The 25236-nt window shown below is 65.9% G+C and carries 20 protein-coding genes; 8 read left to right on the top strand and 12 right to left on the bottom strand.

The window, feature by feature from the left end; translation table 11 throughout:
• Positions 1-169 precede the first annotated feature (169 nt).
• From LNV28_RS00410 to LNV28_RS00385, 6 genes are read right to left on the bottom strand one after another with little or no spacing between them, the layout of a single operon-like run.
• On the bottom strand, positions 170-766 hold the full coding sequence (locus LNV28_RS00410; RefSeq protein ID WP_263517017.1) for a TlpA disulfide reductase family protein: 597 nt from the start codon (positions 764-766) through the stop codon (positions 170-172).
• Positions 763-1392: a hypothetical protein gene (locus LNV28_RS00405; protein WP_263517018.1), complete on the bottom strand. Its 630-nt coding sequence runs from the start codon at positions 1390-1392 to the stop codon at positions 763-765. Before LNV28_RS00405 ends, LNV28_RS00410 begins: the two co-directional genes overlap by 4 nt.
• A gap of 6 nt (positions 1393-1398) precedes the next feature.
• On the bottom strand, positions 1399-2148 hold the full coding sequence (mtgA, locus tag LNV28_RS00400) for a monofunctional biosynthetic peptidoglycan transglycosylase (protein WP_263517019.1): 750 nt from the start codon (positions 2146-2148) through the stop codon (positions 1399-1401).
• Entirely contained in the window at positions 2145-3011 is an 867-nt protein-coding gene (gene aroE, locus LNV28_RS00395; protein ID WP_263517020.1) for a shikimate dehydrogenase, read from the bottom strand. Before aroE ends, mtgA begins: the two co-directional genes overlap by 4 nt.
• Positions 3008-3865 (bottom strand): TonB family protein, encoded by an 858-nt coding sequence (locus tag LNV28_RS00390; protein ID WP_263517021.1) that lies wholly within the window; start codon positions 3863-3865, stop codon positions 3008-3010. Before LNV28_RS00390 ends, aroE begins: the two co-directional genes overlap by 4 nt.
• Before the next feature lie 2 nt (positions 3866-3867).
• Positions 3868-5940: a ribonuclease catalytic domain-containing protein gene (locus LNV28_RS00385; RefSeq protein ID WP_263517170.1), complete on the bottom strand. Its 2073-nt coding sequence runs from the start codon at positions 5938-5940 to the stop codon at positions 3868-3870.
• A gap of 205 nt (positions 5941-6145) precedes the next feature.
• Here LNV28_RS00385 and LNV28_RS00380 point away from each other — a divergent pair, with 205 nt between their 5' ends.
• Entirely contained in the window at positions 6146-8344 is a 2199-nt protein-coding gene (locus LNV28_RS00380) for a prolyl oligopeptidase family serine peptidase (protein WP_263517022.1), read from the top strand.
• 583 nt (positions 8345-8927) lie between these two features.
• On the top strand, positions 8928-9542 hold the full coding sequence (locus LNV28_RS00375) for a hypothetical protein (RefSeq protein WP_263517023.1): 615 nt from the start codon (positions 8928-8930) through the stop codon (positions 9540-9542).
• A gap of 305 nt (positions 9543-9847) precedes the next feature.
• On the opposite strand, the gene LNV28_RS00370 is transcribed toward LNV28_RS00375, so the two are convergent.
• The 3 genes from LNV28_RS00370 to fabG all read right to left on the bottom strand — a co-directional run bounded on the left by LNV28_RS00370 (position 9848) and on the right by fabG (position 12048).
• The gene (locus LNV28_RS00370; protein ID WP_263517024.1) at positions 9848-10237 is read right to left on the bottom strand and encodes a hypothetical protein; all 390 of its coding nucleotides are present in this window, start codon (positions 10235-10237) and stop codon (positions 9848-9850) included.
• A 276-nt stretch (positions 10238-10513) separates the two neighbouring features.
• Entirely contained in the window at positions 10514-11311 is a 798-nt protein-coding gene (locus LNV28_RS00365) for a hypothetical protein (protein WP_263517025.1), read from the bottom strand.
• A complete protein-coding gene (gene fabG / locus LNV28_RS00360) occupies positions 11308-12048 on the bottom strand; it encodes a 3-oxoacyl-ACP reductase FabG (protein WP_263517026.1) in 741 nt (246 codons plus the stop codon). Before fabG ends, LNV28_RS00365 begins: the two co-directional genes overlap by 4 nt.
• A 105-nt stretch (positions 12049-12153) precedes the next feature.
• Here fabG and LNV28_RS00355 point away from each other — a divergent pair, with 105 nt between their 5' ends.
• The 6 genes from LNV28_RS00355 (at position 12154) to LNV28_RS00330 (ending at position 22670) form a co-directional block, all read left to right on the top strand.
• Positions 12154-12651 (top strand): hypothetical protein, encoded by a 498-nt coding sequence (locus LNV28_RS00355; RefSeq protein WP_263517027.1) that lies wholly within the window; start codon positions 12154-12156, stop codon positions 12649-12651.
• A 7-nt stretch (positions 12652-12658) separates the two neighbouring features.
• Positions 12659-13621, top strand: coding sequence for a DUF2145 domain-containing protein (locus LNV28_RS00350; protein ID WP_263568688.1), 963 nt, complete (start codon positions 12659-12661; stop codon positions 13619-13621).
• Between the two features lie 476 nt (positions 13622-14097).
• Positions 14098-15846, top strand: coding sequence for a glycoside hydrolase family 19 protein (locus LNV28_RS00345; RefSeq protein WP_263517029.1), 1749 nt, complete (start codon positions 14098-14100; stop codon positions 15844-15846).
• Positions 15847-16011: 165 nt separating this feature from the next.
• On the top strand, positions 16012-19143 hold the full coding sequence (locus LNV28_RS00340) for a chitinase C-terminal domain-containing protein (RefSeq protein WP_263517030.1): 3132 nt from the start codon (positions 16012-16014) through the stop codon (positions 19141-19143).
• A 34-nt stretch (positions 19144-19177) separates the two neighbouring features.
• A complete protein-coding gene (locus LNV28_RS00335; protein WP_263517031.1) occupies positions 19178-21220 on the top strand; it encodes a glycosyl hydrolase family 18 protein in 2043 nt (680 codons plus the stop codon).
• A gap of 439 nt (positions 21221-21659) precedes the next feature.
• Positions 21660-22670: a transporter gene (locus LNV28_RS00330; RefSeq protein ID WP_263517032.1), complete on the top strand. Its 1011-nt coding sequence runs from the start codon at positions 21660-21662 to the stop codon at positions 22668-22670.
• 2 nt (positions 22671-22672) lie between these two features.
• Here the strand turns inward: LNV28_RS00330 and LNV28_RS00325 are convergent, their stop codons facing one another.
• The 3 genes from LNV28_RS00325 to LNV28_RS00315 are packed head-to-tail and all read right to left on the bottom strand — an operon-like array spanning position 22673 to position 25228.
• Entirely contained in the window at positions 22673-23122 is a 450-nt protein-coding gene (locus LNV28_RS00325; protein WP_263517033.1) for a GNAT family N-acetyltransferase, read from the bottom strand.
• Positions 23123-23129: 7 nt separating this feature from the next.
• A complete protein-coding gene (gene mpl / locus LNV28_RS00320; RefSeq protein WP_263517034.1) occupies positions 23130-24506 on the bottom strand; it encodes a UDP-N-acetylmuramate:L-alanyl-gamma-D-glutamyl-meso-diaminopimelate ligase in 1377 nt (458 codons plus the stop codon).
• Positions 24507-24553: 47 nt separating this feature from the next.
• The gene (locus LNV28_RS00315; protein WP_263517035.1) at positions 24554-25228 is read right to left on the bottom strand and encodes an HAD family hydrolase; all 675 of its coding nucleotides are present in this window, start codon (positions 25226-25228) and stop codon (positions 24554-24556) included.
• Positions 25229-25236 lie beyond the last annotated feature (8 nt).

Here is a 25236-nt window from a genome sequence, read left to right as displayed (position 1 = left end):
CGTACTCAGATTTAGAGCCCGGACACTAGAAGCGAAGAAGGCCGGACTTTACGCGTTTTAGGGGGCGATCAAGGCGGCTCGCCGGAAATAAATCGCTTGACCCTTTTGCGCAAATACGCTTGCCCGAGTCCTGCCCGCCGTCCGCGAGAAGCCTTGGCGGCACTTCGAATCAGACCGTTTTTGCGGCCAGCTCGCGCAGTTCGCTGAGGCTGGTGGCGCCGGTCTTGCGCCAGATGATGCGGCCGTCGCGGCCCAAGGCGATGCTGAAGGGCAGGCCGCCGTTGTTGTTGCCCAGTGTGCGGGCCAGTTGGGTGCCGGTCAATCCGGCCATGCCCTGGGGGAAGTCCAGGGGCAGCTTCTTGAGGAACTCGCGCACCGGCGTGGGTGCGTCGACGGCGAGGCCCAGCACCTGCCAGCCCTTGGGCTTGAACTCGTGCTGGAACTCGGCCAGCTCGGGCAGTTCCTTGACGCAGGGCGGGCACCAGGTGGCCCAGAAGTTCAGGAGCACAAGCTGGCCCCGGTAGTCGGCCAGGCGCAGATCACCGCCCTCCGGTCGCTCAAAACTGGCGGCCCAGAGCTCGGTCTCGGCCGGCGGCAGGGCAGCGGCTGGCACGGCCGCAGCGGGGGCCGGCGCCTGAGGCGCTGTGCGCACGCCGAGGTAGAGACCGCCCAGACCGGCGGCGCCGGCCAGAGCACGCAAGGCCCAGCGGCGCCCGCTGGAGACGGGCGGCGTGTCGTGCTCGGGCGAAGGAGTCTGGCTGCTCATGGGAGGCGGTCGCTTTCAGGTTCGGTGGGTTCGTTCAGCAGGCGCTGCAGGGCTGCCAGGTCGCCGCGCTCGCTGCGGCCCCGGCTGTCCAGCTTGAGGGCGCCACGCAAATCGTCGAAGTCCAGGATGCTCAGGTGCACCGTGACCTGCTCCTGCAGCGCCCGGCAGGGCGCGGCGAGCGAGAGCACATCGATCTGGCGGCCGCGGGCATCGTGGGTGGCGCCGACTTCGTAGTCCACGCCCAGATTGATCAGGCCGATTTCGGCAGCCTTGCTGTCGTCGCAATAGAGCTGGAGGTGGATGTTGTTCAGGCGCGTGGCCGTGCCGCGCCAGACGGCGCCGCAGAGATGCGGGCGGAACTCAGCCAGGCGCGCCATCCACTGCGCGGCCAGCTCGCGCAAGGCGCGCAGCTCGGCTGGCTGGGTGTCGGCGCAGAAGATGGCCAGGTACTCGCGGACCTCGTCTTCCAACTCTTCGTTGCTGGGCAAGGCGGCACGGCCATGGCGGCTCAGGCCCAGCACCTTCAACGCGCGCTGCTTGGCCGGGCCGTATTCCATGCCTTCCTCCACCACCAGGCGGGCGGCCGTGGCGGCGATTTCTTGGCTGAGGGTGGATTCGCTGTTCATCGCCGCTCAGGGTAGCTCAACCGCCGGCATGCGTGCTTCGATGGTCGCGGCGCGCGACAGCACATAAGGTGAAGCCGGGCGCTTCTCGAAGCGTTTGGGCGCCGGCAGCATCACGGCCAAGCGGGCGGCCTGGTTGGCACTGAGCCGGCTGGCATCGAGCCGGAAATAGTTGCGGGCAGCGGCTTGGGCGCCGAACAGGCCTTCGCCCCATTCGACATTGTTCAGATAGATGTCCAGGATGCGCTGCTTGCTCAACAGCCCCTCCAACATATAAGTGATAACGATCTCCTGGCCCTTGCGCACGAAGTTGCGCTCGCCGCTGAGAAACAGGTTTTTGGCCAGCTGCTGGGTGATGGTGGAGCCGCCGACCACCTTGGCCGGCTTCACGGTCTTGGCGGCCGGGCCGACCTGGGCCAGCTTCTTTTCCAGCTTGGCCTGGGCACGCTGGTTACGCTCCCAGGCTTTTTCAAGCGCGTCCCAGTCCACGCCGCCGTGCTCGGCAAAGCTGGCGTCTTCGCTGGCGATTACGGCGCGACGCAGCTGAGGCGAGAGCGCCTCACCATCCACCCATTGCTGGCTCCAGGGCAGGCGGCCTTGCTCGCTGAGGATGCGCCAGGCCTCGGCGCGCTGGAATGTGGTGGACTGCGGCGCCAGCACAGTCATCAGCGCGATGCGCCCGGCAAAGTAAAGCTGCAAGGCCAGGGCGCCCAGCAGCAGCAGGGCGGCCAGCCGGGTCAAGAAGCGCAAAGGCTTCATGGCTTTGAAGCCAGTTCCTGGCGCAGCGCTTGCAGCACCGGGCCGGTGTCCGGCCGCTTGCCGCGCCACAGGGCAAAGGCTTCGGCCGCCTGCTCGACCAGCATGCCCAGGCCGTCGCGACCCTCGGCGCCTTGGGCGGCCGCCCAGGCCAGAAAGGGCGCGGCCGCCGATCCGTACATCATGTCCAGGGCCAAGGCGCCGTGTGCCAGCACACCGTCCGCCACCGGCACGGCGGCGCCGGCCAGGCTGGCACTGGTGCCGTTGATCAGGATCTGGAAGCCCTGGCCACAGTCTTGCAAGCTGCGGGCCTGCAGGGCCACGCCATGCTGTTCGGCCCAGTCGGCATGCTGGGCGACCAGGGCGGCGGCTTTGTCCACGCTGCGGTTGGCCACGGTGATGGCGGCCGGTCGGGCGCTGATCAGGCTGCCCAGCACGCCGGCCGAGGCGCCGCCGGCGCCCAGCAGCAAGACCGTTTGTCCGGCCAGGCTGCGCGCGGCGTTGTGCTCGATGTCGCGCACCAGACCGGCGCCGTCGGTGTTGTCGCCCAACCAGGCGGGCCGGCCGTCCGCGTCGCGGTCGAAGCGCAAAGTGTTGACCGCGCCGGCCAGACGGGCGCGTTCGCTGAGCCGCGCGGCCAGGGCGTGAGCCTCGAACTTGAAGGGCACGGTGATGTTGCAACCGCGGGCGCCGCTGGCGGCGAAGGCCTGAACGGTGGCGGCAAAGTCGTCCAGCGGGCAGAGCAGGCGCTCATAGCTCAGGGCTTCGCCGGTTTGGGCGGCGAACTGGGCGTGGATGGCCGGCGAGCGGCTGTGGGCGACCGGGTTGCCCGCGACGGCATAACGATCCGGTTCAGGGCTGCTCATGGCTGCGGGCTCAAGGTGGTTTCCAGCCCGTCTTCGCGGGTGAAGCGGAAGCGCGAGCTGATCACCAGCACTTCCGCACCCTTGCGCATGGCCTGGGTGAAGTTGCCGAAGGGGCTGGCCGCGCGCACGATGGCCACGGCGCGGCGGTCCAGTGTCTTGTTGCCCGAGGAGGCGACGATGTCGGTCTCGATCACGCGGCCGAGGTGGTCCACATGGATGTTCATGGTCAGCTCGCCGTAGAGCTTGCGGCCTTTGGAGGTGGGGAAGTCGCGCGTGCCGCGGGCCTCGACCTTGCGGCGCAAGAGGTCGTAATACTGGGCGTAGACGACTTCGCGCGTGGCTGGGCTGACATAGCGTTTGCGCGGCCGGGCGTTCTCTTCGTTGACCCGCCGTTCGATCTCGGCCAGCAGCTGCACCAGTTGGCGGCGGCGTTCGGCCTGCTCGCGCGCCTCGGTCGTGCCGCGGTCGCGCTCTGGGTCAGGCGGGGGCAGCATGGACAGCTCGCGGCGCACCCGGCTCAGCAGTTGCTGTTGCTGCTGCTGCAGCTCGGCGATCTGAGCATGCTGCACCTCATTGGCCTCGCCCACTTCCAGCAGTTTGGACGGAGGCAGGGGCGAGGTGGCGCGGCCAGACTCGGCCTGGCCGCCACCGGCCAGATTCGCCTGGGCCAGGGCCTGCGCCTTGGTCGGCGGCTCGGTGCTGCGGCTGTTGACCAGCACGACCTCGAGCGGCGTTTCCTCAAACAGGCGATTGAAGCGCTCCGGGTCCACCCAGCGGAAAGCCAGCAGACCGGCGTGCACAGCGGCCGAAACGAGCAGCGCGATCTGCAGGGTGGAGAACGGGCCGCGCCGCATCGTCAGTTCGCAGCCGCCTCGGTTGGCGCGGCGGCGGCGGCATCGTCGCCTTCGGCGCTCATGTCCAGCGCCAGGGTCAGGGGCCCGCCGCCTTCCAGCACCTCGTCGTCCTCGCCGTCGTCTTCGCTCTCGGCGGCGTCCTCGCTGCCGGCGGCGCCAGCGTCCTCGGCCTCCAGGCGTTCGATCAAGCTGGCGTGCACATCCAGCGTCATCTCATCGGTGCCGGTGATGCGCACCCGAACATGGGCGCCGCGCGGCAGCGGCTCGCAGCCCAGGGCCTTGAAGACCAGAGGCAGCTCGTCGGCGCGCACCAGGCCGTCCTTCATGACGGTGGCGGTCAGCTCGGTGATCTCGTTCTGCACCAGATAGCGCAAGGTCCAGAAGCGTTCGATGCCGTTCTGGAAGCCGTTGTAGGCGCTGTAGGCGGCGTCGAAGCCCGAGATGATGGAGAAGAGCTGCGCGTCCTTGGGCTTGAACGGTGCCACCAGGGCGGCCGTGCGGCCGTTCTTGGCGCAGGCAATGATCTGCCACTGGTTGACCAAGTCGACGTAGCGGCGCAGCGGCGAGGTCGCCCAGGTGTACTGGGCCACGCCCATGCCCGCGTGGGGCAGGGCGCGCGTGCCCATGCGCACCTTGACGCCGGGCGCCATGCTGGCTTGGCTGCGGTAGATGCCGGGCAGGCCCATGTCGTTGAGCCAGCCGCCCCAGGTCGAGTTGGCCAGGATCATGGCCTCGGCCACGATCAAGTCCAGCGGCGAGCCGCGCAAGCGGGTGCTGATGCTGACGGTCTCGCTGCCATTGGGCTCGCGCTCGCCGTTCGAATCGAGGCGGAAGTTGTAGTCCGGCCGGTTGAAGTTCTCAGGCTTGCCGCGCACGACCTCGCGCTGTGCCTTCAGATGGTTGGCCAGGCGGAAGGTGAAAGCCAGCTCGGGCGCAAAGGCGTAGTCGGCCGGGGCGGCGCCGGTCAAGGTGTCGGCGGTGATGATGCCGTCCAGCTTGTCGTGGCGCAGATTGGCTTTGATGGGCACGCGCTCCAGCTTCGTCTCGCTGCCGGTCACGGCCAGCGTGGCCTCGTCCATGGTGACGTAGAGCGAAACGGCCGGGCAGTCGCGCCCTTCGATCAAGGTGTAGGCCTGCACCACCTCGTCCGGCAGCATGGTCAGCTTCCAGCCGGGCATGTAGACGGTGGACAGGCGCTCGCGTGCCACCTTGTCCACGGCCGAGTCGGGCTGGAAGGCCAGGCCCGGCGCGGCAATGTGCACGCCAAAAACGATGGTGCCCGTGCCCAGACCCTGGACCGACAGCGCGTCGTCGATTTCGGTGGTGGCCGAGTCGTCGATCGAGAAGGCCTGCACCGGCGACAGCGGCAACTCGTCCTTGATCTCGGGCGCCTGCAGGGTCGGGAAACCTGTGCCCTTGGGGAAGGTTTCGAACAGGAAACGCTTCCAGTGGAACTGATACGGGCTGGCGATGGCGCCGGCGCTCTTGAGCAGATCCAGCGGCGCCTTGTGCGAGCGGCGCGTGGCCTCGACCACGGCCTTGTACTCGGGGCCGTTCTTGTCGGGCTTGAACAGGATCTTGTAAATCTGATCGCGGATCGCGTCCGGGCAGCGGCCGGCGGCCAGCTCCTCGGCCCAGGCTTCGATCTGCAGCGCCTGCTGGCGCTTGCGCTCGATGCCCAGCAGCGCGGCCTTGACCACCTCTTCGGCCGCCTTCTTGAACTGGCCCTTGCCGGCGCGCCGGAAGTAATGCGGCGCTTCGAAGAGGCGGAACAGGGCGGCGGCCTGGTGGGTCACGCCCGCTTTGGCGTCGAAGTAATCGCGCGCCAGATCGGCAAAGCCGAACTCGCTGTCGGGTGCGAACTCCCAGGCCAGGTCCAGGTCGATCTCCTGGGCCAGGCGCTGGCCTTCCGCGATCAACTCCGCCGGGGCGGGCTTGTCGAACTTGAGCAGCACATTGGCTGACTTCACTTTGACGCGCTTACCCGACTCCAGTTCGATTTGCATCGAACTGTCGGCTTCGGACATCACGCGGCCGGCGAGGAATTTTCCGGCGTCATCGAACAGGGCAAACATATGGGCGGCATTGTCGCTGATCAAAGCGACTGCCTCGCCCGCTTGGGCGCTTCGCCTTGCCGATCATTAAGATGAGCCGCCGTCTTGATGCAGTTCAGGGTTCAAGCCGCCACCCCCTCGCAGCGCCGGCCCATCGGCTGGCAGGTCTTTCTACTCGGGGCGCCACCGCGCCGCCGATGTCATTCACCACTGGAGCATGCCGCACATGAAACTGAACCCGTCTCGCCTGGCACTGGCCTTGAGCGTTAGCCTGCTGTCCGCTCCGCTGTTCGCACAGACCGCCCCCAGTTCACCCTACCCCGCCACCCCGCTCAAACCCGTCACCGATGTCTATCACGGCACCGCCGTGGTCGACCCCTACCGCTGGATGGAGGACCAGAAGTCCGCCGAGTTCCAGACCTGGCTGCGCGCCCAGGCCGATTACGCCAAGGCCAGCCTGGCCCAGCTGCCCGGCCGCGCCGCCTTGCGCGAGCGCCTGGGCCAGCTCGCCGATGCGGGCGAAAGCACCGGCGGCTACAAGCTCGTGGCCGGCCAGCTCTTCTATATGAAGCGCGCGCCGGGCCAGAACCAGTCGCGGCTGTGGCTGCGTGCGGGCGTGGAAGGCGCCGAGCGCGAGCTGCTGGACCCCAACAACATCCCCGGCGAGCCTAGCAAGCATGCGATCGACTGGTACACGCCCTCGCCGGACGGCAAGCGCCTGGCCATCGGCCTGTCCAGCGGGGGCTCGGAGAACAGCGTGCTGCGCGTGTTCGATGTGGCCAGCGGCAAGTTCTTGAGCGAGGCCATCGCCCACACCGGCCTCAACCAATTCGGCGTGGCCTGGTTCAAGGACGGCAGCGGCTTCGCCTACAACCGCCACCCGGCGGAAGAGCGCTACAACAAGAGCGCCGTCTTCCTGCACAAGCTCGGCGCCGATCCGGCGCAAGACGCGCCCCTGTTCGGCTGGGAGGTGAACGCCCAGGAGAAGCACGCCCTGGCCGACTTGCCCTACGTCTATCTGAGTAAGGACTCGCGCTGGGCCCTGGCCGAGGTGCTGCATGGCGATGCGGTCGAGCGCTCCTACTGGGTGGCGCCGGCCGAGGATCTGCTCAAGAAGGGCGCGGCCACCGCCTGGCGCCGCATCATCCGCCCGGAAGACAAGGTCACCGAGGCCACGATCTCGGGCGACCAGATCTATGCCCTGAGCCAGAAAAAAGCCTCGCGCCGCGAGCTGCTGCAGCTGGACCTGCGCCTGCGCACCACGCTCTTCCGCCCCCTGCTGCCGGCGGGCGAGAGCGTGCTGCAGGACATCAAGCTGGCTGGCGATGCCGTGTACGTGAAGGCCCTGGATGCGGGCGTGAGCAAGCTCTGGCGGGTGGAGAAGAAAAAGCCCGGCAAGGGCAAGCTCGCCGTCTCGACCGTGGCCCTGCCCTTTGAAGGCACGCTGCGCGAGATCAGCCCCTTGCCCGGCGGCGAGCTGCTGGTGCTGCACGAGGGCTGGACCCAGCCGCCGCAAAGCCTGGTTTTGATGAAGCCCGGCGCCGCTGACGCATCGGCGCGCCGCGTGGACCTGCAAAAGCCGGTGGCCGTGGACACCTCGGGCGTCCAGGCCGAGCGCGTCATGGTCAAGAGCCATGACGGCGTGATGGTGCCGCTGTCGATTCTGTCGTCCAAGAGCCCGCCGCGCGACGGCAAGCGCCCCACCATCCTCAGCGGCTACGGCGCTTATGGCATCACCCAGGAGCCGCGCTTCGGCGCCACCCGCCTGGCCTGGCTGGAGCGCGGCGGCGTTTCGGCCATCTGCCATGTGCGCGGCGGCGGTGAGCTGGGCGAAGACTGGCACCGCGGTGGCTACATCCTGACCAAGCAGAACACGGTCTCGGACTTCATCGCCTGCGCCGAATACCTGATCGCCAACAAGTACGCCTCACCCGCCACCCTGGCCGGCACCGGCGGCAGCGCCGGCGGCATCACCATCGGCGGCGCCATCACCCAGCGGCCTGACTTGTTTGCCGCGGCGCAGAGCGCGGTCAGCCTGTCCGACATGCTGCGCATGGAAACCACGCTCAACGGCGCGCCCAATATCGCCGAGTTCGGCACGGTGACCAACCCCGCGCATTTCAAGAGCATGTATGCGCTCAGCCCCGTGCACCGCGTGCGCGACGGCGTGAACTACCCGGCCGTCATCGTCACCACCGGCGCCAACGACCCCCGCGTCGAAGCCTGGATCCCCGCCAAGTTCGCCGCCCGCCTGCAAGCCGCCCAGCCCGAGCGTTACGCCAGCAAGCCCGCGCTGCTGCGTGTGGACTTCGAAGGCGGCCACGGCATGGGCTCGAGCGTGTCGCAGCGCCTGGACGAAACGGCCGATGTGTGGAGCTTCTTCCTCTGGCAGTTCGGGGATGCGGGGTTTGCGCCGAAGCGGTGAGGGGTGGGCGCGGGAGCTGCGGCTGGCTTACGCGGACCGGTCTTGAGCCACAGGCGCTCCTGTCTGCTCTGTAGCTTTGAAAGTCCATGCCACACGAGGAAATCGACTGCTCAGAATTTGGGCAGAATTCGATGTCGATCCGCACTTAACTGATAGGGCGCCATATGGCTCACACTCTCCTTGAACGCGTCTCAAATGCTCACGGCTCAACCTGGATCCGCGCTCACGGCTACGGGTATGAGGGGTTTGCGTTTTGCAGCACGGTGATCCATCCAGACGCTAAAGGAATAGTCGAAAGCCAAGGTCAAATTACCTGCCCGGACTGCATCGCTGTCATTCAAGCCTGCAAAGCCATTGATGCGAGAGACTTAGCGCCGGAGCATCAAAATGAGCTGCATTGCAGACGGATTGAAAAGAATAAAGAGTAGCGCCTAGCCTTACTTTTGAGCTGACTCCCGACGGCTACTCTCTTCACATCCCAACGTCATTCTCGGTCTATCTTTTCCGGTCGCGGCTCGCGGCTCGCGGCTCAGCTGAGGCGTTTTCCTTTCCCTTCAACGTTATCCAAGATCAACGGAGAACCATGATCGAAGCTTTAGTTTGGCCGGGCGTCAGCCTTATTCTGGGGCTGGTCGCGATCGGCGCATTCCGAGGTCCTTTGGTTCGGAAGATTGATCGAATCACTCGAGCGACCAAAGAGGGGATCTCGTTCGAACAACCTCAGGTTGAGTCCAAACCGAAAGGAGACACTCTCTCGTTCGACGATCTCATGAAGCAACCGATTTCGAATGCTGTACTGGAAAGAGAGAAGTTCATTTCCGGCAAGTTAAGGGAGATCGCTTTCAAAACCGATGCAGAGCGGATTGCTGTTCTTATGCGCGCTCTGGCCTCAGTTGGAGTTGATAGTGACTTCTATAAGGTCGCCCATGTGATTTTTGGTAGTCAGGTCAGCTTTCTAGTGCAGCTATCTGGGACTCAACAAGGTCTTCCAAAGCAAGTAGCAGTGTCAAGATACACAGATGCAAAGTTAGCATTTCCCGAAATCTATGCAACCAGATCCTTTGAACAGTGGATTGGCTACCTACTGAACATCAACTTGGTGCGAATTGATGGGGATAGCTACGACATCACTCAGCACGGTTCTGATTTTCTCAAGTACCTTGTAGATGCACGCCTCGCGCATGACAGGAATGGCTAACTGTCGGACGAACTGCATTTTGCTATTCCCCTAAAACGTTGAAACACCGCTTTCCGGGCATGGGGACAGCGGTGCGAAGGTTGGTGGTAAGAGCGGACTCACTGAACCGCGTTGAACCACCTCGCGCCGCGCAGGCGTAAGGGGTGTGTCGTCTAGTGGCTGAGAGCGACTTCGCTCCATTTCGTGTTCGACACGCTTGCCAGCCGTCCGCCAAACCGAGTCACCTGCTCGCTCCGCGAATCGCTGCCACTGCCGACCCGCCGCAGCGGAACTGGAACGCGCTTTAACCTTGGTTTGTTGGCGTCCTATCCCCGCCCTGCCCTCTGCAAATGCTTGAAGTGCTCAAACAACCAGGAGCGCATGCCCATCACCAAGGTGTACTGGCGCTTCTCGGCCTCGGGCAGTTTCTGGTCCAGCAGGTGCTGACGAGCGAAATCGTGGGCCAGGCGTTGCAGGCGCTCGACCAGTTCGCGGGCCTTGGCCTGGCTCAGGCGGCCGTGCACCAGGCTGAGCAGCTCGGCCTCGCCGTCGAAGCCGCCTGAGAAAAAATCTCCGGCCACTTCCTCGCGGAAGAAGTTCATCACCGGCCCATGCGGGCGCCAGCGAAAGGTCTTGGCCACGCGCAGCTTGTAGCGGTTCAGGGGCTTGAGCTCGATGATGTCCAGCCGGTCCAGCTCGGCCAGGTGCAGGGTCACCTCGGCCTCGCTGAGGTGCTAATGCTGGTGCATCTGCTCGGTCGTCCACTGGCTCAGGCAGCAGATCGCCACCAGCAGCAGCTTGGGGTCGGCCACCACGGCCTTTTTTCTCCTGTGCCAGGCTCAGCGCCATGCGCAGGGGCTGGCGTTCGCCGAGCGCGGCTCAGTTCGCCGAAATCGGTGGGCACCGGTGTTCAGCACCCGGCAGATTTCGTCAACGCACTGGTGTGCGAGTAGCTGCAGCGCTTTGTCGCCTTCTTGCCTTTGTCAGCCGTGTCAGCCTGCTGGCTTCGTGAGCGCTTCGGGCCGCAGAGTGTGCCAGGGCTTGAGCCAGTTGGGCTCGCGGTAGCCCGGCTCGCTGGCCCAGCCGCGCCGCTCCACCGACCAGCCGCCATCGGCATTGGGTTTGAAGAGCCAGAACAGGCATTGGCCCTGGACCTTGAGCACGCTGACGCCGCTGGGCTGTTCGATGCCGTCCAGCATCAGCTCGGCGCGCAGCACCTGATTCCCGATTCGCAGCTGGCCATTCGGCTCGAAGCACCAGCGCTGGCCTTGCGCGTTGGCAAAGCAGCCCTGGAAGATGGCCTTGAAGTAGGCCCGCTGCGGGCTCTGTCCCGGGCCGGCAAGGTATTGATACCAAGCCTGGCGACCACTCTGGGGATCGCGCAGCTCGAGCAGGCGCGCGGCTGCAGGCCCTTGGCCTGGCTCGCGGGTGTCGCCAAAGCAGGGCAGGGGCACCATGCCGCTGGGGTCGGCTTCGGGATGGTCGTCGCGCGCGCCGGCGCCCTCGTGCCAGTTCCACCCTAAGCGGACTTTGCGGCCATCGGCGCTGATGCTCAGCTCGGTGTAGGGCGCAGTCGAGTCCTGGGCGCCCTCGTGGAACCACTGCCGGCTTTGCACGGCCTTGGTGAAAAAGCCTTGCTCCACCCAGGTGCCGGCCCAGGCGCGCAGTTGCTCGCTGCTGGCATGGCAGTTGAAGGCAGAGGCTTCATTGGCCCACGCCGCAGTCCATGGGCTGCTCAGGGCCAGCGCCAAGAGCGCACCGGCCGCTGAGCCCAGGGCGCGGCCGCTCATACCGTCATACCGCCAGAGACCTCGATCACCGCGCCATTGATGTAGCTGGCGTCCTCGCTGGCCAGGAAGGCGTACACGCTGGCAATCTCCTCGGGCTTGCCCAGGCGCTTGAGCGGCACATGGGCTTGCATCTCGGTAATGACCTTCTCGGGGATGGTGGCCAGGATGGGCGTTTCGATGAAGCCTGGTGCCACGGCATTGACGCGCACGCCCTTGGGCCCCAGCTCGCGTGACCAGGTCTTGGTGAAGCCGATCACGCCGAACTTGGCCGCCGCGTAGTTGGTCTGGCCGAAATTGCCGTAGATGCCGACCACCGAGCTGGCGTTCAGGATCACGCCGGCGCCCTGCGCCACCATGGTGTCGGCCACGGCTTGCGCGCAGTGGAAGACGCCGCGCAGATTGACATCGATGACTTGGTCGAACTGCTCCAGGCTCATCTTCTGCAGCCGCGCGTCGCGGGTGATGCCGGCGTTGTTGACCAGCACATCGATGCGGCTGTAGCGGGCCAGCACCTCGGCCACCACCGCGTCCACCTGGGCTCGGTCGGTGACATTGAGCACCAGGCCCAGGGCCTCGGCGCCGAGCGCGCGGCATTGGTCGGCGGCGGCGTTCACGGCTTCGGGCTTGATGTCGCCGCAGATGACGATGGCGCCTTCTTGGGCAAAGCGCAGGGCGGTGGCCAGGCCGATGCCTTGGGCGGCGCCGGTGATGATGCAAACCTTGTTCTTCAGCTTCATGAGTGTTGGATGAAAGTGGGGCGAAGAGTGCGCAGTCTAGGCCCGGGCAGGGTTCAGCCAGCCGCTAACATCACGCATCCTTGTTCTAAATCGGACGGACCCCTCATGCACAACCATTCCTTGCGTCTTTCGGCCCGAGCCACTGCGGCTGCTTTGTTGGCGCTGGGCTCAGTGGCCCTGACGGCGCCCGCCTCGGCGGGAGGCCTGTCGGCGTCTTCGGCCTCCGAGAGTGTCGGCACCTCGATCGGCAGCCTGTCGACCTCGGTGCAGAAGTCCAGCGAAAGCTCGAGCGGCGACAAAAAGGTGGCAGCCGGCGACTACAAGATCATCGAGGTGGCCGAGGCCCCGGGTCGCCCGGGCCAGATGCGCCTGAGCTTGCAGGCCAAGGACGCGACCGCCGATGGGCAGAGCGCCGAGCAGTTCTTCCTGTTCTTGCCGCAGACGACCCTGGCAGCCGCCGGCCTGGAGAACGGCCAGTGGGTCAGCGCCCGGCCGACGTCCTATGGCCTGGAGTTTTCGCGTCAGGCCACGCAGCAGGCCTTCTTCCTGGTGCTGGACGACGCCTTCTATCGCGAGTTGCCCTCGCGCGCTGTGACGCTTTGAGATGCGGGTGAAGGTGTCGGTCGGGCCGCGTGCACTGGCTTTGCTGGCGACTTCGGCTTCGGCTCTGGCGCTCGCTCTGGCTGCAGCCCCTTGCCGCGCCGACATCCTTCGCTATTGCTCGCAGACCACCGAGGCCATGAGCGTGGCGCAGCAGGACCGCTTGCTGCGCTTCAGCGCTGTGGTCAAGCAGCAGCTCGAAGCCTCGGGCCAGGAGCTGGCCATCGTCGCCCGCGCTGGCCTGGATCTGCAGCGTTTTGGCCTGCGCTATTCCCATGCCGGCATCAGCCTGAAGGCCAGTCCCAACACGCCCTGGTCGGTGCGCCAGCTCTATTTCGCCTGCGACGAGAACCGACCGCGCCTGTTCGACCAGGGTCTGGCTGGCTTTCTGCTGGGCACGCTGACTCCGGATTTGAGCGTCATCTCCCTGCTCTTGCTGCCGCCCGAGGCCGCGGCGCCGGTGCAGGCTTTGGCGGCCGATGACGGCCGCGCCTTGCAGCTGCTGGCACCGCGCTACAGCGCCAACGCCTACGCCTTCGGCCTGAGTTACCAGAACTGCAACCAGTGGCTGCTCGAGCTGCTGGCCGCCGGCTGGGCCGGCTTGCAGCCCTCGGCCGAGGCCCAAGCGGGCGTGTACCAAGCGGGTCTGCGCGCCCAGGCCCAGGCCTGGCTGCAAGCCCAGGGCTACCAGCCCACGGCTGTGGAGCTGGGCTGGCGGCCGCTGATGTGGGCGGGCGCCTTGATTCCCTGGGTGCACAGCGATGACCACCCGGCCGAGGACCTGGCGCAGCTGCGTTACCGGGTCAGCATGCCGGATTCCATCGAGCAGTTTGTGCGCCAGCGTTGGCCCGAGGCGCGGCGTGTTGAGTTGTGCTTGCGTGGCCAGCAGGTGGTCTTGCGCCGCGGCTGGCTGCCCTTGTCCGCCGATTGCGCGGCGGCCGAAGACGATCAAGTGATCGATCTGGGCGCCTGAGGCTGTTGCCTGCCTTTGAGGCAGGTGTCGAAGCGGAGCACTGGCGCCGCCCATGATGCGCAGATGCAGGACCGGGAGGTCTTGCTAACGGTGAGATTGCCTGTCTTTTTGTATCAAAAACCCGCCCGAGCTTGACCGTATCGCGCCCAATTCGGGCTCCAGGCCTGTCGCTACAAGCACGCTGGGCAGGGGCTGTTGGCAAGGCTCCGCCACTCCGCATCTCTAAGCGGACTGGACTGCGTTTGGTATTGCTGTTTACGCTATGTTTCGTGCCAACTAGGTGTTTTCATCTATGTTTTGCGACAAACTGGTATCTAAAGTAAATACCACTGATGGGCCAAAGCAATGTTCTGGTCTTGAAGCGGTTGCCTCGGATGCCATGGGCTCTGGGGCTTGAATCACACCGGCGCTGCAGCCTTTTGGCGCGTGAGAGATGGGAGTTGTTCATGAACCGAAGTCCTGAAATCGCAACCCACATGGCATGCGGCCAAGAGCGCCTCACCGGAGCGCGCGAGGTTTCCACGAATCGGCCGTTCGGCCTACTGTCAGGCCTTACAGGTCGTCATCTGCGCGGCCAGCGCTGGGCGGCTTTGGCCTTGCTGCTGGCTGTGGCGGCGCCCGCCTGGGCGGTGAACTGCAGCGCCTTGCCGGTCTGGGCCTCGGCCACGGCCTACTCGGCGGGCAAGCAGGTGCAGGACGCCGGCCAGGCTTATTCGGCCAACTGGTGGACGCAAGGTCAGGCACCGGCGAGCAATTCGGGCAGCTGGGCGGTCTGGAAACCCTTGGGCGCCTGCGATGGCGGTGGCGGCGGAGGCACGGGCGGCAACAAGGCACCGCTGGCCAACTTCAGCTCGGCGGCGGACCGCCTGACCGTCAGCTTCGACGGCAGCAGCTCCAGCGATGCCGACGGCACGGTGGCCAGCTGGCGCTGGGATTTCGGCGATGGCACGAGCGGCACAGGCGCCAAGATCAGCCATGCCTATGCCAAGACCGGCACCTACCCGGTCACCTTGACGGTGACCGATGACAAGGGTGCCACCGGCAGCAAGGCCTTGAGTGTGAGTCTGGTTTCCGTCGTCAAGGACCCGGTCACGGGCAAATACATCTTGCGCCAGGCCGATGTGCTGGCCAATGAAGCGCGGCTGACCGGCACGCCGCTGTTCGCCTCGGTCAAGGCTTCGGTCGCGACACGGGACAACGCCGTGGTCACCGCGGTCAAGCCCGGTGCGGCCGGCAACCCCGAGAACGTCAAGCGGGTGGAGCGCCTGCTGCCGGCCAGCCAGTGGGAATTCCTGTTCCCGCTGCGCAATGCCAGCTACACCTACACCGGCCTGCTGCAGGCCGTGGCCAAGTTCTCGGGCGTGTGCAGCAGCTACAGCGATGGCCGCGATGCCGATGCCATCTGCCGCAAGACCCTGGCCACCATGTTCGCCCACTTCACGCAGGAGACCGGCGCGCATGACCGCAACAACGCCATTCCTGAGTGGCGCCAGGCCCTGTACTTCGTGCGCGAGTCGGGCTGCAGCGAGAGCAGCTACGGCTGCCCTTACAACAACGAATGCCTGCCCAGCACCTGGCAGGGTCAGGTCTGGCCTTGCGGCAAAGACGCGCAGGGCCGCTACAAGCAGTACTTCGGCCGCGGCGCCAAGCAGCTGTCCTACAGCTTCAATTACGGCCCATTCTCGGACGCCATGTTTGGTGATGTGAAGGTGCTGCTGAACAACCCCGAGCAGGTGGCCGACACCTGGCTGAACCTGGCCTCGGCGGTGTTCTTCTTTGTTTATCCGGCCTCGCCCAAGCCAAGCATGCTGCATGTGGTGGACGGCAGCTGGAAGCCCAACGCGACCGATGCCGCGCAAGGCATCAAGCCTGGCTTCGGCGCCACCACCAATGTGATCAACGGCGGTATCGAATGCGGCCAGATCACCGAGAAGCCGCAGTCGGTCAACCGCATCGCCTATTACCGCCAGCATGCGGCCTCTCTCGGCGTGCCCATCTCGGCCAATGAAGAGTTGGGCTGTGCCACGCAGAAACCGTTTGTGGTCGGTGGTGCCGGCGCCCTGGACATCTACTGGGACCAGGACTGGGCCTACTACCCCGACCTGCCCGAAGGCAAGGCCTTCGCCTGCAAGCTGGTCGGCTACCAGACCGCCCACTTTGCCCTCAAGGCCGGCGACTACCAGCGCTGTGTCGAGAAGTACTTTGACGTGGTGATCAAGCCATGAGCCGGCACTGAAAACCCCGGCGGGCAAGTCGCGTCGCTCCGCGCCCGCCGCTCTCCTGAAGACCGTTCCTGCAGCCCTCGTTCGAGCGAGGGGTGGGGCGGCTGCATTGCGCGACGCACTTTGACGCCCTGAGAACCAAGCCCCGAGACAAGCAAGGATCCATTCATGAAACACGCACTACCGAGCCTGACCGTGCTGATGGCCGCCATGGCCGCCACACCGGCGCTGGCGTACAACTGCACCGCCCTTACCGAATGGTCGGCCAGCGCCGTCTACACCTCTGGCGGCCTCGCCAAGCAAAGCAACAAGGCTTACCAAGCCAAGTGGTGGACCCAGGGCAACAGCCCGGCCACCAACTCGGGCCAATGGGATGTCTGGAAGCCGCTCGGTGATTGCGACGGTGTGGTCAACCAGCCGCCAGTCGCTGCCTTCACCAGCAGCGTCAGCGGCCAGTCCGTCAGCGTCAACGGCAGCGGCTCGACCGATGCCGATGGCCGTGTGGTCAGCTATGCCTGGACCTTTGGTGATGGTGGCACGGCCACCGGCGCCACCGCCAGCCGCAGCTATGCCGCAGCGGGCACCTACACCATCACCTTGACGGTGACCGACGACAAGGGCGCCACCAGCAGCAAGAGCAGCCAGGTGACTGTGGGTACCGTGGCCAACCAGCCGCCCGTGGCCGCCTACACCAGCAGCGCCAGTGGCCTGACTCTGAGTGTCAACGGCAGCGGCTCCAGCGACCCGGACGGCACGATTGCCAGCTATGCCTGGAACTTCGGCGATGGTGGCAGCGCCACCGGCGCCACCGCCAGCCGCACTTATTCGGCCGCCGGCAGCTACAACGTCAGCCTGACGGTGACCGACAACAAGGGCGCCACCAACACCAAGACCCAGTCCGTCACCGTGACGGCTGGCCCGGTCAACAAGCCGCCCACGGTGGCCTTGACCGCACCGACCGCCGGCGCCACCCCCGGTGCCGGTGACAGCGTCACCCTGAGCGCCAATGCTGCCGACAGCGACGGCACGGTGGCCAAGGTGGCCTTCTACATCAACGGCGCCCTGGTGGCTGAGGACAGCACGGCGCCCTTCAGCGTGGCCTGGACCGCACGCGCTGGCGTGGCCGACGTCGTCGCGCGCGCCACCGATGACAAGGGCGCCAGCACCGACAGCCCGGCTGTGCGCATCACCGTCAGTGGCACCGCCACCGGCGACGAACGCTGCCGTCCCGAAGGCTTGCTGACCAGCCCAGGTACCTCGCCCGCCTACTGCAAGGTCTACGACGAGCAGGGCCGCGAAAAGATGGGCGCTGACAAGCCGCGCCGCATCATCGGCTACTTCACCAGCTGGCGCACCGGCAAGAACGGCCAGCCCGCCTACCTGGCCAGCAACATCCCCTGGGCGCAGCTGACCCATATCAACTACGCCTTCGCGCATGTGGACGGCGCCAACAAGCTCTCGGTCGGCAATGTCAACGACCCGAACAACCCGGCCACCGGCATCACCTGGCCCGGAGTGGCCGGTGCTGAGATGGACCCGACGCTGAGCTACAAGGGCCACTTCAACCTGCTGAGCAAGTACAAGAAGCAGTTCCCGCAGGTCAAGACCCTGGTGTCCGTGGGCGGCTGGGCCGAGACCGGCGGCTACTTCGACGACAGCGGCAAGCGTGTGGCCAGCGGTGGCTTCTACACCATGACCACCAATGCCGACGGCAGCGCCAACACGGCCGGCATCAATGCCTTTGCCGACTCGGCCCTGGCCTTCCTGCGCCAGTACGGCTTTGACGGTGTGGACATCGACTACGAGTACGCCACCAGCATGAAGGACGCCGGCAACCCGGACGACTTCGCCATCTCCAATGCGCGCCGCGCCAGCCTGGTGAAGAACTATGTGCTGCTGATGCAAACCTTGCGCGCCAAGTTGGACGCCGGCGGCCAGGCCGACAAGCGCCACTACATGCTGACCGTGGCCGCCCCGGCCTCCGGTTACCTGCTGCGCGGCATGGAGAACTATCAGGTCACCCAATACCTGGACTACGTCAACATCATGAGTTATGACCTGCACGGAGCCTGGAACCAGTTCGTCGGCCCCAATGCTGCGCTCTATGACGACGGCAAGGACAAGGAGCTGGAGGCCTGGAGCTACTACACCGCGCCGCAGTACGGCCGCATCGGCTACCTGAACACCGATTGGGCGTATCACTACTTCCGCGGCGCCTTGCCGGCCGGCCGCATCAACATCGGTGTGCCTTACTACACCCGAGGCTGGAAGGACGTGACGGGCGGCACCAACGGCCTCTGGGGCACGGCCGCGCAGACCGACCAGACCAAGTGCCCGCCGGGAACGGGTGGCGGCACGGTGCAGAAGTGCGGTGCGGGTGCCATCGGCATCGACAACCTCTGGCATGACCTGGATGTTTCCAGCAAGGAAGTGCCGGCCGGTTCCAACCCCCTGTGGCACACCATGAACCTGGCCGCCGGCAAGCCCGGCAGCTATCTGGCCGCCTACGGCCTGAACCCGGCCACCAACCCGGCCGATCAGCTGACCGGCAGCTACACCCGTTACTACGACGGCACCCTGGTCGCGCCCTGGTTGTGGAATGCCCAGAAACGGGTCTTCCTGTCCACGGAGGACGAGCAGAGCATCGGCGTGAAGGCGCAGTACGTGGCTGACCGCGGCATCGGCGGTGTGATGTTCTGGGAACTGGCGGGTGACTACGCCTACGACAACGCCAAGGCCGAGTACTTCATGGGCAGCACCCTGACCCAGGCGCTGTACAACAAGTTCAAGACGGCCACGCCTTACGGCAACCGCCTGAGCGCCACGGCCCTGCCGACCGAGAGCCTGGACATCCGCTACAGCATCGCCGGCTTCGCCCTGGGTGACGCCAACTACCCGATCAACCCCAAGCTGACCCTGACCAACAACAGCACGCAGACCCTGCCGGGCGGCACCGACTTCAGCTTCGATGTCCCGACCGCCATTCCTGCGACGCTGGCTGACCAGAGCGGCTTCGGACTGAAGATCGTGCAGAGCGGTGCCAACCCGGCCGGCAACAACATCGGCGGCCTGAAGAACGACATGCACCGCGCTGCCTTCAAGCTGCCGACCTGGCAGACCCTGGCCCCGGGTCAGAGCGTGACCATCGCCCTGAACTACTACCTGCCCATGCCCATGCCGAGCAACTGGGTGGTCAGCTTCGGTGGCAAGTCCTACAGCCTCAAGCAAGAGGCACGGCGCGCGGACCTGAGCGCCGCCGCCCTGGCCAAGGCCGCTGCCGCCAAGGCCGCAGGCAAGTGAACGCACTCAACCTCTATTGACGGAGCAAGACAACATGAGACTGCAACAAACGATGATCCCGGCCGCCCTGGCCCTGGCCTTCGGGCTGGCCAGCCCCCTGGCCATGGCCTACAACTGCACCGGCGTGGCCGAATGGAACGCCCAGACTGCCTACACCAGCGGCAAGATCGTGCAACAGACCAACAAGGCTTATTCGGCCAAGTGGTGGACGCAGAACCAGACCCCGGCGACCAACGCCGGCCAATGGGATGTCTGGAAGCCGCTCGGTGATTGCGACGGCGGCCCGGCCGATTCCACGCCGCCCACCGTGCCCTCAGGCCTGACGGCCAGCGGCCAGACCACCAGCAGCATCGTGCTGAACTGGAGCGCCTCGACCGACGCCGGCAGCGGCGTGGCCGGCTACGACGTCTACCGTGCGGGCAATCTGGTGGCCTCACCCACGGCCGCCACCCACACCGACACCGGCCTGGCCGCGGGCACCGCCTACAGCTACACCGTGCGGGCCCGTGACAAGGCCGGCAATGCCTCGGCCCAAAGCGCCGCTCTGCTGACCAGCACGGCCAGCGGCGCTTGCGCCGCGCCGCCGGCGGTGCCGTCCGGCCTGGCTTCGCCGAGCCAAACCAGCAACAGCGTCAATCTGACGTGGTCGGCGGTGGCTGCCGCGCCTAACTGCACCGTTCAGTACCGCGTGCTGCAGGGCAGCGCGCATGCCGCGCAAGTCGCCAACACCAACGCCAGCGTGACCGGCCTGGCCGCCGACACGGCCTACAGCTTCAGCGTGGTGGCGCTCAATCAAGCCGGTGCCTCGGCTGCTTCGCCGGCCATCTCGGTGCGCACGGCCAAGCCCGACACCAACACCGGTGCCAAGAACGTGGTGGGCTACTTCGCCCAGTGGGGCATCTACGGCCGCAACTATCTGGTCAAGGACATTGACAAGGGGGGCGCTGGTGCCCGCCTGACGCACATCAACTACGCCTTCGGCAATGTGCGCAACAACAAGTGCGAGGTCGGCCTGACCGTGCCGGTGAATGAAAGCACGGGCGTGGGCGGCGATGCGTTTGCCGACTACACCAAATCCTTCCAGGGCTACCAGAGCGTGGACGGCGTGGGCGACACCTGGGACCAGAAGCTGCGCGGCAGCTGGAACCAGATGAAGAAGCTCAAGGCCAAATACCCCAAGCTCAAGGTGCTGATCTCTCTGGGCGGCTGGACCTACTCGCGTGGCTTCTCCAGCGCGGCTCGCCCCGAGAACCGTGTGGCCTTCGTCAAGTCCTGCATCGACGCCTACATCAAGGGCGACCTGCCGGTGACCGAAAACGCGGGCGGCCCGGGCGCAGCAGCCGGCGTGTTCGATGGCATTGACATCGACTGGGAATACCCGGTGGCTTGTGGCCTGTCCTGCGGCAAGCCTGAGGACAAGGAGAATTTCAACGGTCTGGTGGCGGAATTCCGCAAGCAGCTCGATGCGGTTCGCCCGGGCCTTCTGCTGACCATGGCCGCGCCGGCCGGCATTGACAAGATCCGTGAATACCAGCCGGAAGTGGCCCAGAACTCGCTGGACTTCATCAATGTGATGACCTACGACTTCCACGGCGGCTGGGAGAGCACCACCAACTTCCACGCGCCGCTGTACGGCTCGCCCAAGGATCCGTCCACCGGTGATGCGCGGGTCTACAACACCGCGGATGCCATCCAGGCCTATCTGGACCGCGGCGTGCAGCCCAAGAAGTTGAATCTGGGGATCGGCTTCTACGGCCGCGGCTGGACCAATGTGCCCAACACCAACAACGGGCTCTACCAGAGCGGCGCGATCCCGGCGCCTGCCACCTATGAAAAGGGCAATGAGGACTACAAGGTGCTCAAGACCTTGAACTACCCCAGCTACGTCGACCCGGTGACCCGCGCCCAGTGGATCTTCAACGGCACCACCTTCTGGAGCTTTGACACCCCGGTGCAAATCACCGAGAAGATGAACTACCTGAAGAGCAAGAACCTCGGCGGCGCTTTCTTCTGGGAGTTCAGCGGCGACGACGCCAACTCGACCCTGCTCAAGGCCGTCAGCGACGGCGTGAAGTAAGGCCAGCGATCAGGAACAGAAATCCGGAGGCGGAGGAAGGGCCGGGGGCAGTGGCTTCTCACTGCTCGGTCACTGCCCCCACAAAGCCCTCAGCTGCTTCCGGCTAGGTATCCGATCCAATCGAAACAAAGGCCAGCGTCTCCGCTGGCCTTTTTGTTGCTTGCAGATTCCATCGTTGTGCATGGTGCGGCAATCGGCACAGAACCGTCGTTCGCTGAGATTTGAATACGAACGCAGAGTGCGCGGAGGCTCGCAGAGGTCGCAGAGAGAGAAGAAGAGCGAGGATTGTGTTCTCAGCGTCCTCTGCGGTCCTCTGCGAACTCTGCGTGCTGAAACTTCTCCGCGAACGACGGGTCAGTGCCGACACCCGCCACTGCAGCCCTGACATCTCCATGACGCACAATCGCGCCCGCAGCGGAGCCAGGGGAGGGCAGGCGGTATGAATTTCAGTTTTGGTGCGCATCAGGACAGTGCCCTGATTTGCGGGTTCGTCTTGGCGCCAGGTCAGGCAGCCCGGCCGCTCAGCTTGGCCGAGGCCTTGGCCTGGTTGGCAGACGCCCCCGCGCGGGCGAGCAGCCTCGAGTTCATCTGGCTGCATTTTAATCTCACCGACGCGTCGGCCCAGGCTTGGATGCAGTCGCATCTGAGCCTGCCACCCGAATTCTTCGAAACCCTGCGTCAAGGCTCGCGCTCCACTCGCATTGAGGATGCCGACGACCACTTGATCGCCGTGGTCAACGATGTGGCCTACGAGTTTGCTTTCGACCCATCCGAGATTGCCACGCTCTGGGTCAATGTCAGCCCGCAGGTGGCCGTGAGTGCGCGCAGCCATCCGCTGCGCTCCATCGACCGTTTGCGCGAGGCGGTCAAGATGGGTGCGCATTTCGACTCCACGGTGTCCCTGCTCAATCACCTGTTCCGCGACCAGGGCGATGTGTTGGTGCGTATCGTGCGCGATGCCACCGTGCAAGTGGACCGCATCGAAGACAGTTTGCTGGCAGGCCGCCTGCAGGCCAAACGCAGCGAACTGGGCCAGTTGCGTCGGGTGCTGGTGCGCCTGCAGCGCCTGCTGGCGCCCGAGCCGGGAGCCTTGTTCCGTCTGCTGCGCCTGCCGCCGCCCTGGGTGGTGCCGCAAGACCTGGATGAGCTGCGCCAAGCCACCGAGGAGTTCTCTCTGGTCATCCGCGATATGGCCGCGCTGCAGGAACGCATCAAGCTGCTGCAAGAAGAAATGGCCGCTCAGGTCGGTGAACAGACCAACCGCAGTGTCTTCACCTTGACCGTGGTGACTGTGCTGGCCCTGCCCATCAACATCATGGCCGGCATGTTCGGCATGAACGTGGGCGGCGTGCCGCTGTCCGACGATCCGCATGGCTTCGCCATCCTGGCGGTGCTGGTGCTGCTGTTCACCGCCGTGGCTGGCTGGTGGGCCTTCCGCAAGCGCGATTGAATTCAGCCCGCGCCGAGGCACAACTCCTCGTCACCATGGCCATCGCGCCGACCGCTGGGTTGCCAGCCCTGGGCGCGGTAGAAGCCATGCGAACGCAGCGCCGGGTCGACGCCGGCCATCAGCCAGGGCCTCGGGCTGCCGACTGATTGCAGATGTGACACGGCGGCGGCCAGCAAGTCGCGGCCAAGGCCTTGACCTTCGCAGCCCGCCAGCACGGCCAACACCAGCACTTCGCCGCTGGCCGGCTCTACATTGCAAAAGCCGATTGCCTGATCGTCGCCATCGACGGCCAGCCAGCCGCAGACCGCGCCGACATCGAAGGCCGCGCGCAGCGTGGAGGGCGTGATGCCCAGTTCGGCCAGTCGTTGCGGCGAGATCGCGTTGTCCCGCGTGCGCGCTCGGATGTGGAACATCGCGTCCACATCGGCGCTGCAGGCCGCGCGCAGCCGCATATTCAGTTCAACGCTGCGCCAGGGCCGCCAGCAGCTTGTCGTGGATGCCGCCGAAACCGCCGTTGCTCATGCACAGCAAATGGTCGCCCGGGCGGGCGGCTTTGAGTACGGCGGTGACCAATGCGTCGATATTCGCCGTCACGACGGCCTGGGCGCCCATCGGTGCCAGAGCTTCGGCGGCGTCCCAGCCCAGGCCATCCTGGTGGCAGAAGCTCAGATCGGCAGCCTCCAGTGCCCAGGGCAGCTGCGCCTTCATGGCGCCCAGCTTCATGGTGTTGGAGCGCGGCTCGAAGATGGCCAGGATGCGCTCGGCCGGCGCGATGCGGCGGCGCAGGCCGTCCACGGTGGTGCGGATGGCCGTGGGGTGGTGAGCGAAATCGTCGTAGACCTTGATGCTGCCCCCGGCAACGGCGACCTCGCCGCGCAGCTCCATGCGGCGGCGCACATTCTTGAATTCGGCCAGGGCCGCGGCACTCTGCTCGGGCGTCACGCCCAGGTGCTCGGCGGCGGCGATGGCGGCCAGGGCGTTGAGCTGGTTGTGCTCGCCGATCAGCGACCACTCGACCCGCGCCACCTTGAGGCTGCCGCGCAGCACATCAAACGCCTGCGGTTCGCCGCGTGCACGCAGGGCGCCGCTTTCTTCCTTGCGCCCGCCGAAGCGCTGTACCTCGCTCCAGCAGCCGCGGCTGAGCACGCGCTGCAGCGCCTCTTCGCGGGCGTTGAGTACGATGCGGCCGCTGGCCGGCACGGTGCGCACCAGGTGGTGGAACTGCGTCTCGATGGCAGCCAGGTCGGGGAAGATGTCGGCGTGGTCGTACTCGAGGTTGTTCAGCACGGCCGTGCGCGGGCGGTAGTGCACGAACTTGCTGCGCTTGTCGAAGAAGGCGGTGTCGTATTCATCGGCTTCAATGACGAAGGCTGGACCAGTGCCGAGCTTGGCGGACACGCCAAAGTTCTGCGGCACACCGCCGACCAGAAAGCCCGGCTGCAGGCCGGCGTGTTCCAGGATCCAGGCCAGCATCGAGGTGGTGCTGGTCTTGCCATGGGTGCCGGCGACGGCCAGCACATGGCGGCCTTGCAGCACCTGCTCGGCCAGCCATTGCGGGCCGCTGGTGTAGGCGGCGCCGGCGTCGAGGATGGCCTCCATCAGCGGGAACTTCTCGCCGCGTGTGACCACATTGCCGATCACGAATACATCGGGTTGCAGTGCCATCTGTTCCGCGCCAAAGCCCTGGGTCAGCTCAATGCCCAGGGCTTGCAGCTGATCGCTCATCGGCGGGTAGACATTGGCATCGCAGCCGGTGACGCGGTGGCCCGCCTCGCGCGCCAGGGCGGCCAGGCCGCCCATGAAAGTGCCGCAGATGCCGAGGATGTGGATGTGCATGGTCGTCGTCAATCGTCTGAAACGGAACGGAACAGGATGGGTCAGGCTCAGGCCGCGAACCACTGTTCGGCCAGGCGCGGCGCGGCTTCGAGCGAATTCAGCACGAGGCAGCGCGGCGCGATCGCCGGGTCGGGGGCTTTGAGGTCGGGCACCAGCACCACCCCGGCCCCGGCTGCCAGTGCGCCTTGCGCGCCATAGCTGGAGTCTTCAAACACCAAGGTCTGCTCGGGCGCCAGGCCCAGGCTGCGGGCGGCCAGCTCGAACAGGTCGGGGTGCGGCTTGCCACGCGTGACCTGGTCACCGCCGTGGATGGGGCCGAAAAAGCTCAGCAGGCCCGCGAGGCCCAGGCGCCGCAGCACCTCGGTGTGGCGGGTGGAGGAGGCGACTGCGCAAGGTACGCCGCGCGCTTGCAGTGACTGCAGCAAGGCCAGGGCACCGGGGCGCAAGGCAAAGCCCTGGCCTTGGAACTGCGCTTCGACCTCGCGATCCACCTCGTCGTACATGGCCTCGGCTTGGGCATGCGAGCCCAGCTTGTCGGCCAGCACCCGCAGGCTGTCGCGGCGCTTGATGCCCACGGTCAGCAGGTAGTCGGCCTCGCTGAGCGGCGTGCCGACAGCCGCACTCTGGCGCAGCCAGGCGTCACGGATGGGCCGCTCGGAGTCGAGCAGCAGACCGTCCATATCGAAGATGGCCGCGGTGAAGCGGCGGCCGGTGTGCGGCATGACTGGGG

The sequence above is a fragment of the Paucibacter sp. DJ2R-2 genome, assembly GCF_025717675.1.
Lineage (GTDB): Bacteria > Pseudomonadota > Gammaproteobacteria > Burkholderiales > Burkholderiaceae_C > Paucibacter_A.
This window is presented reverse-complemented; position numbering and strand designations above follow the sequence as displayed.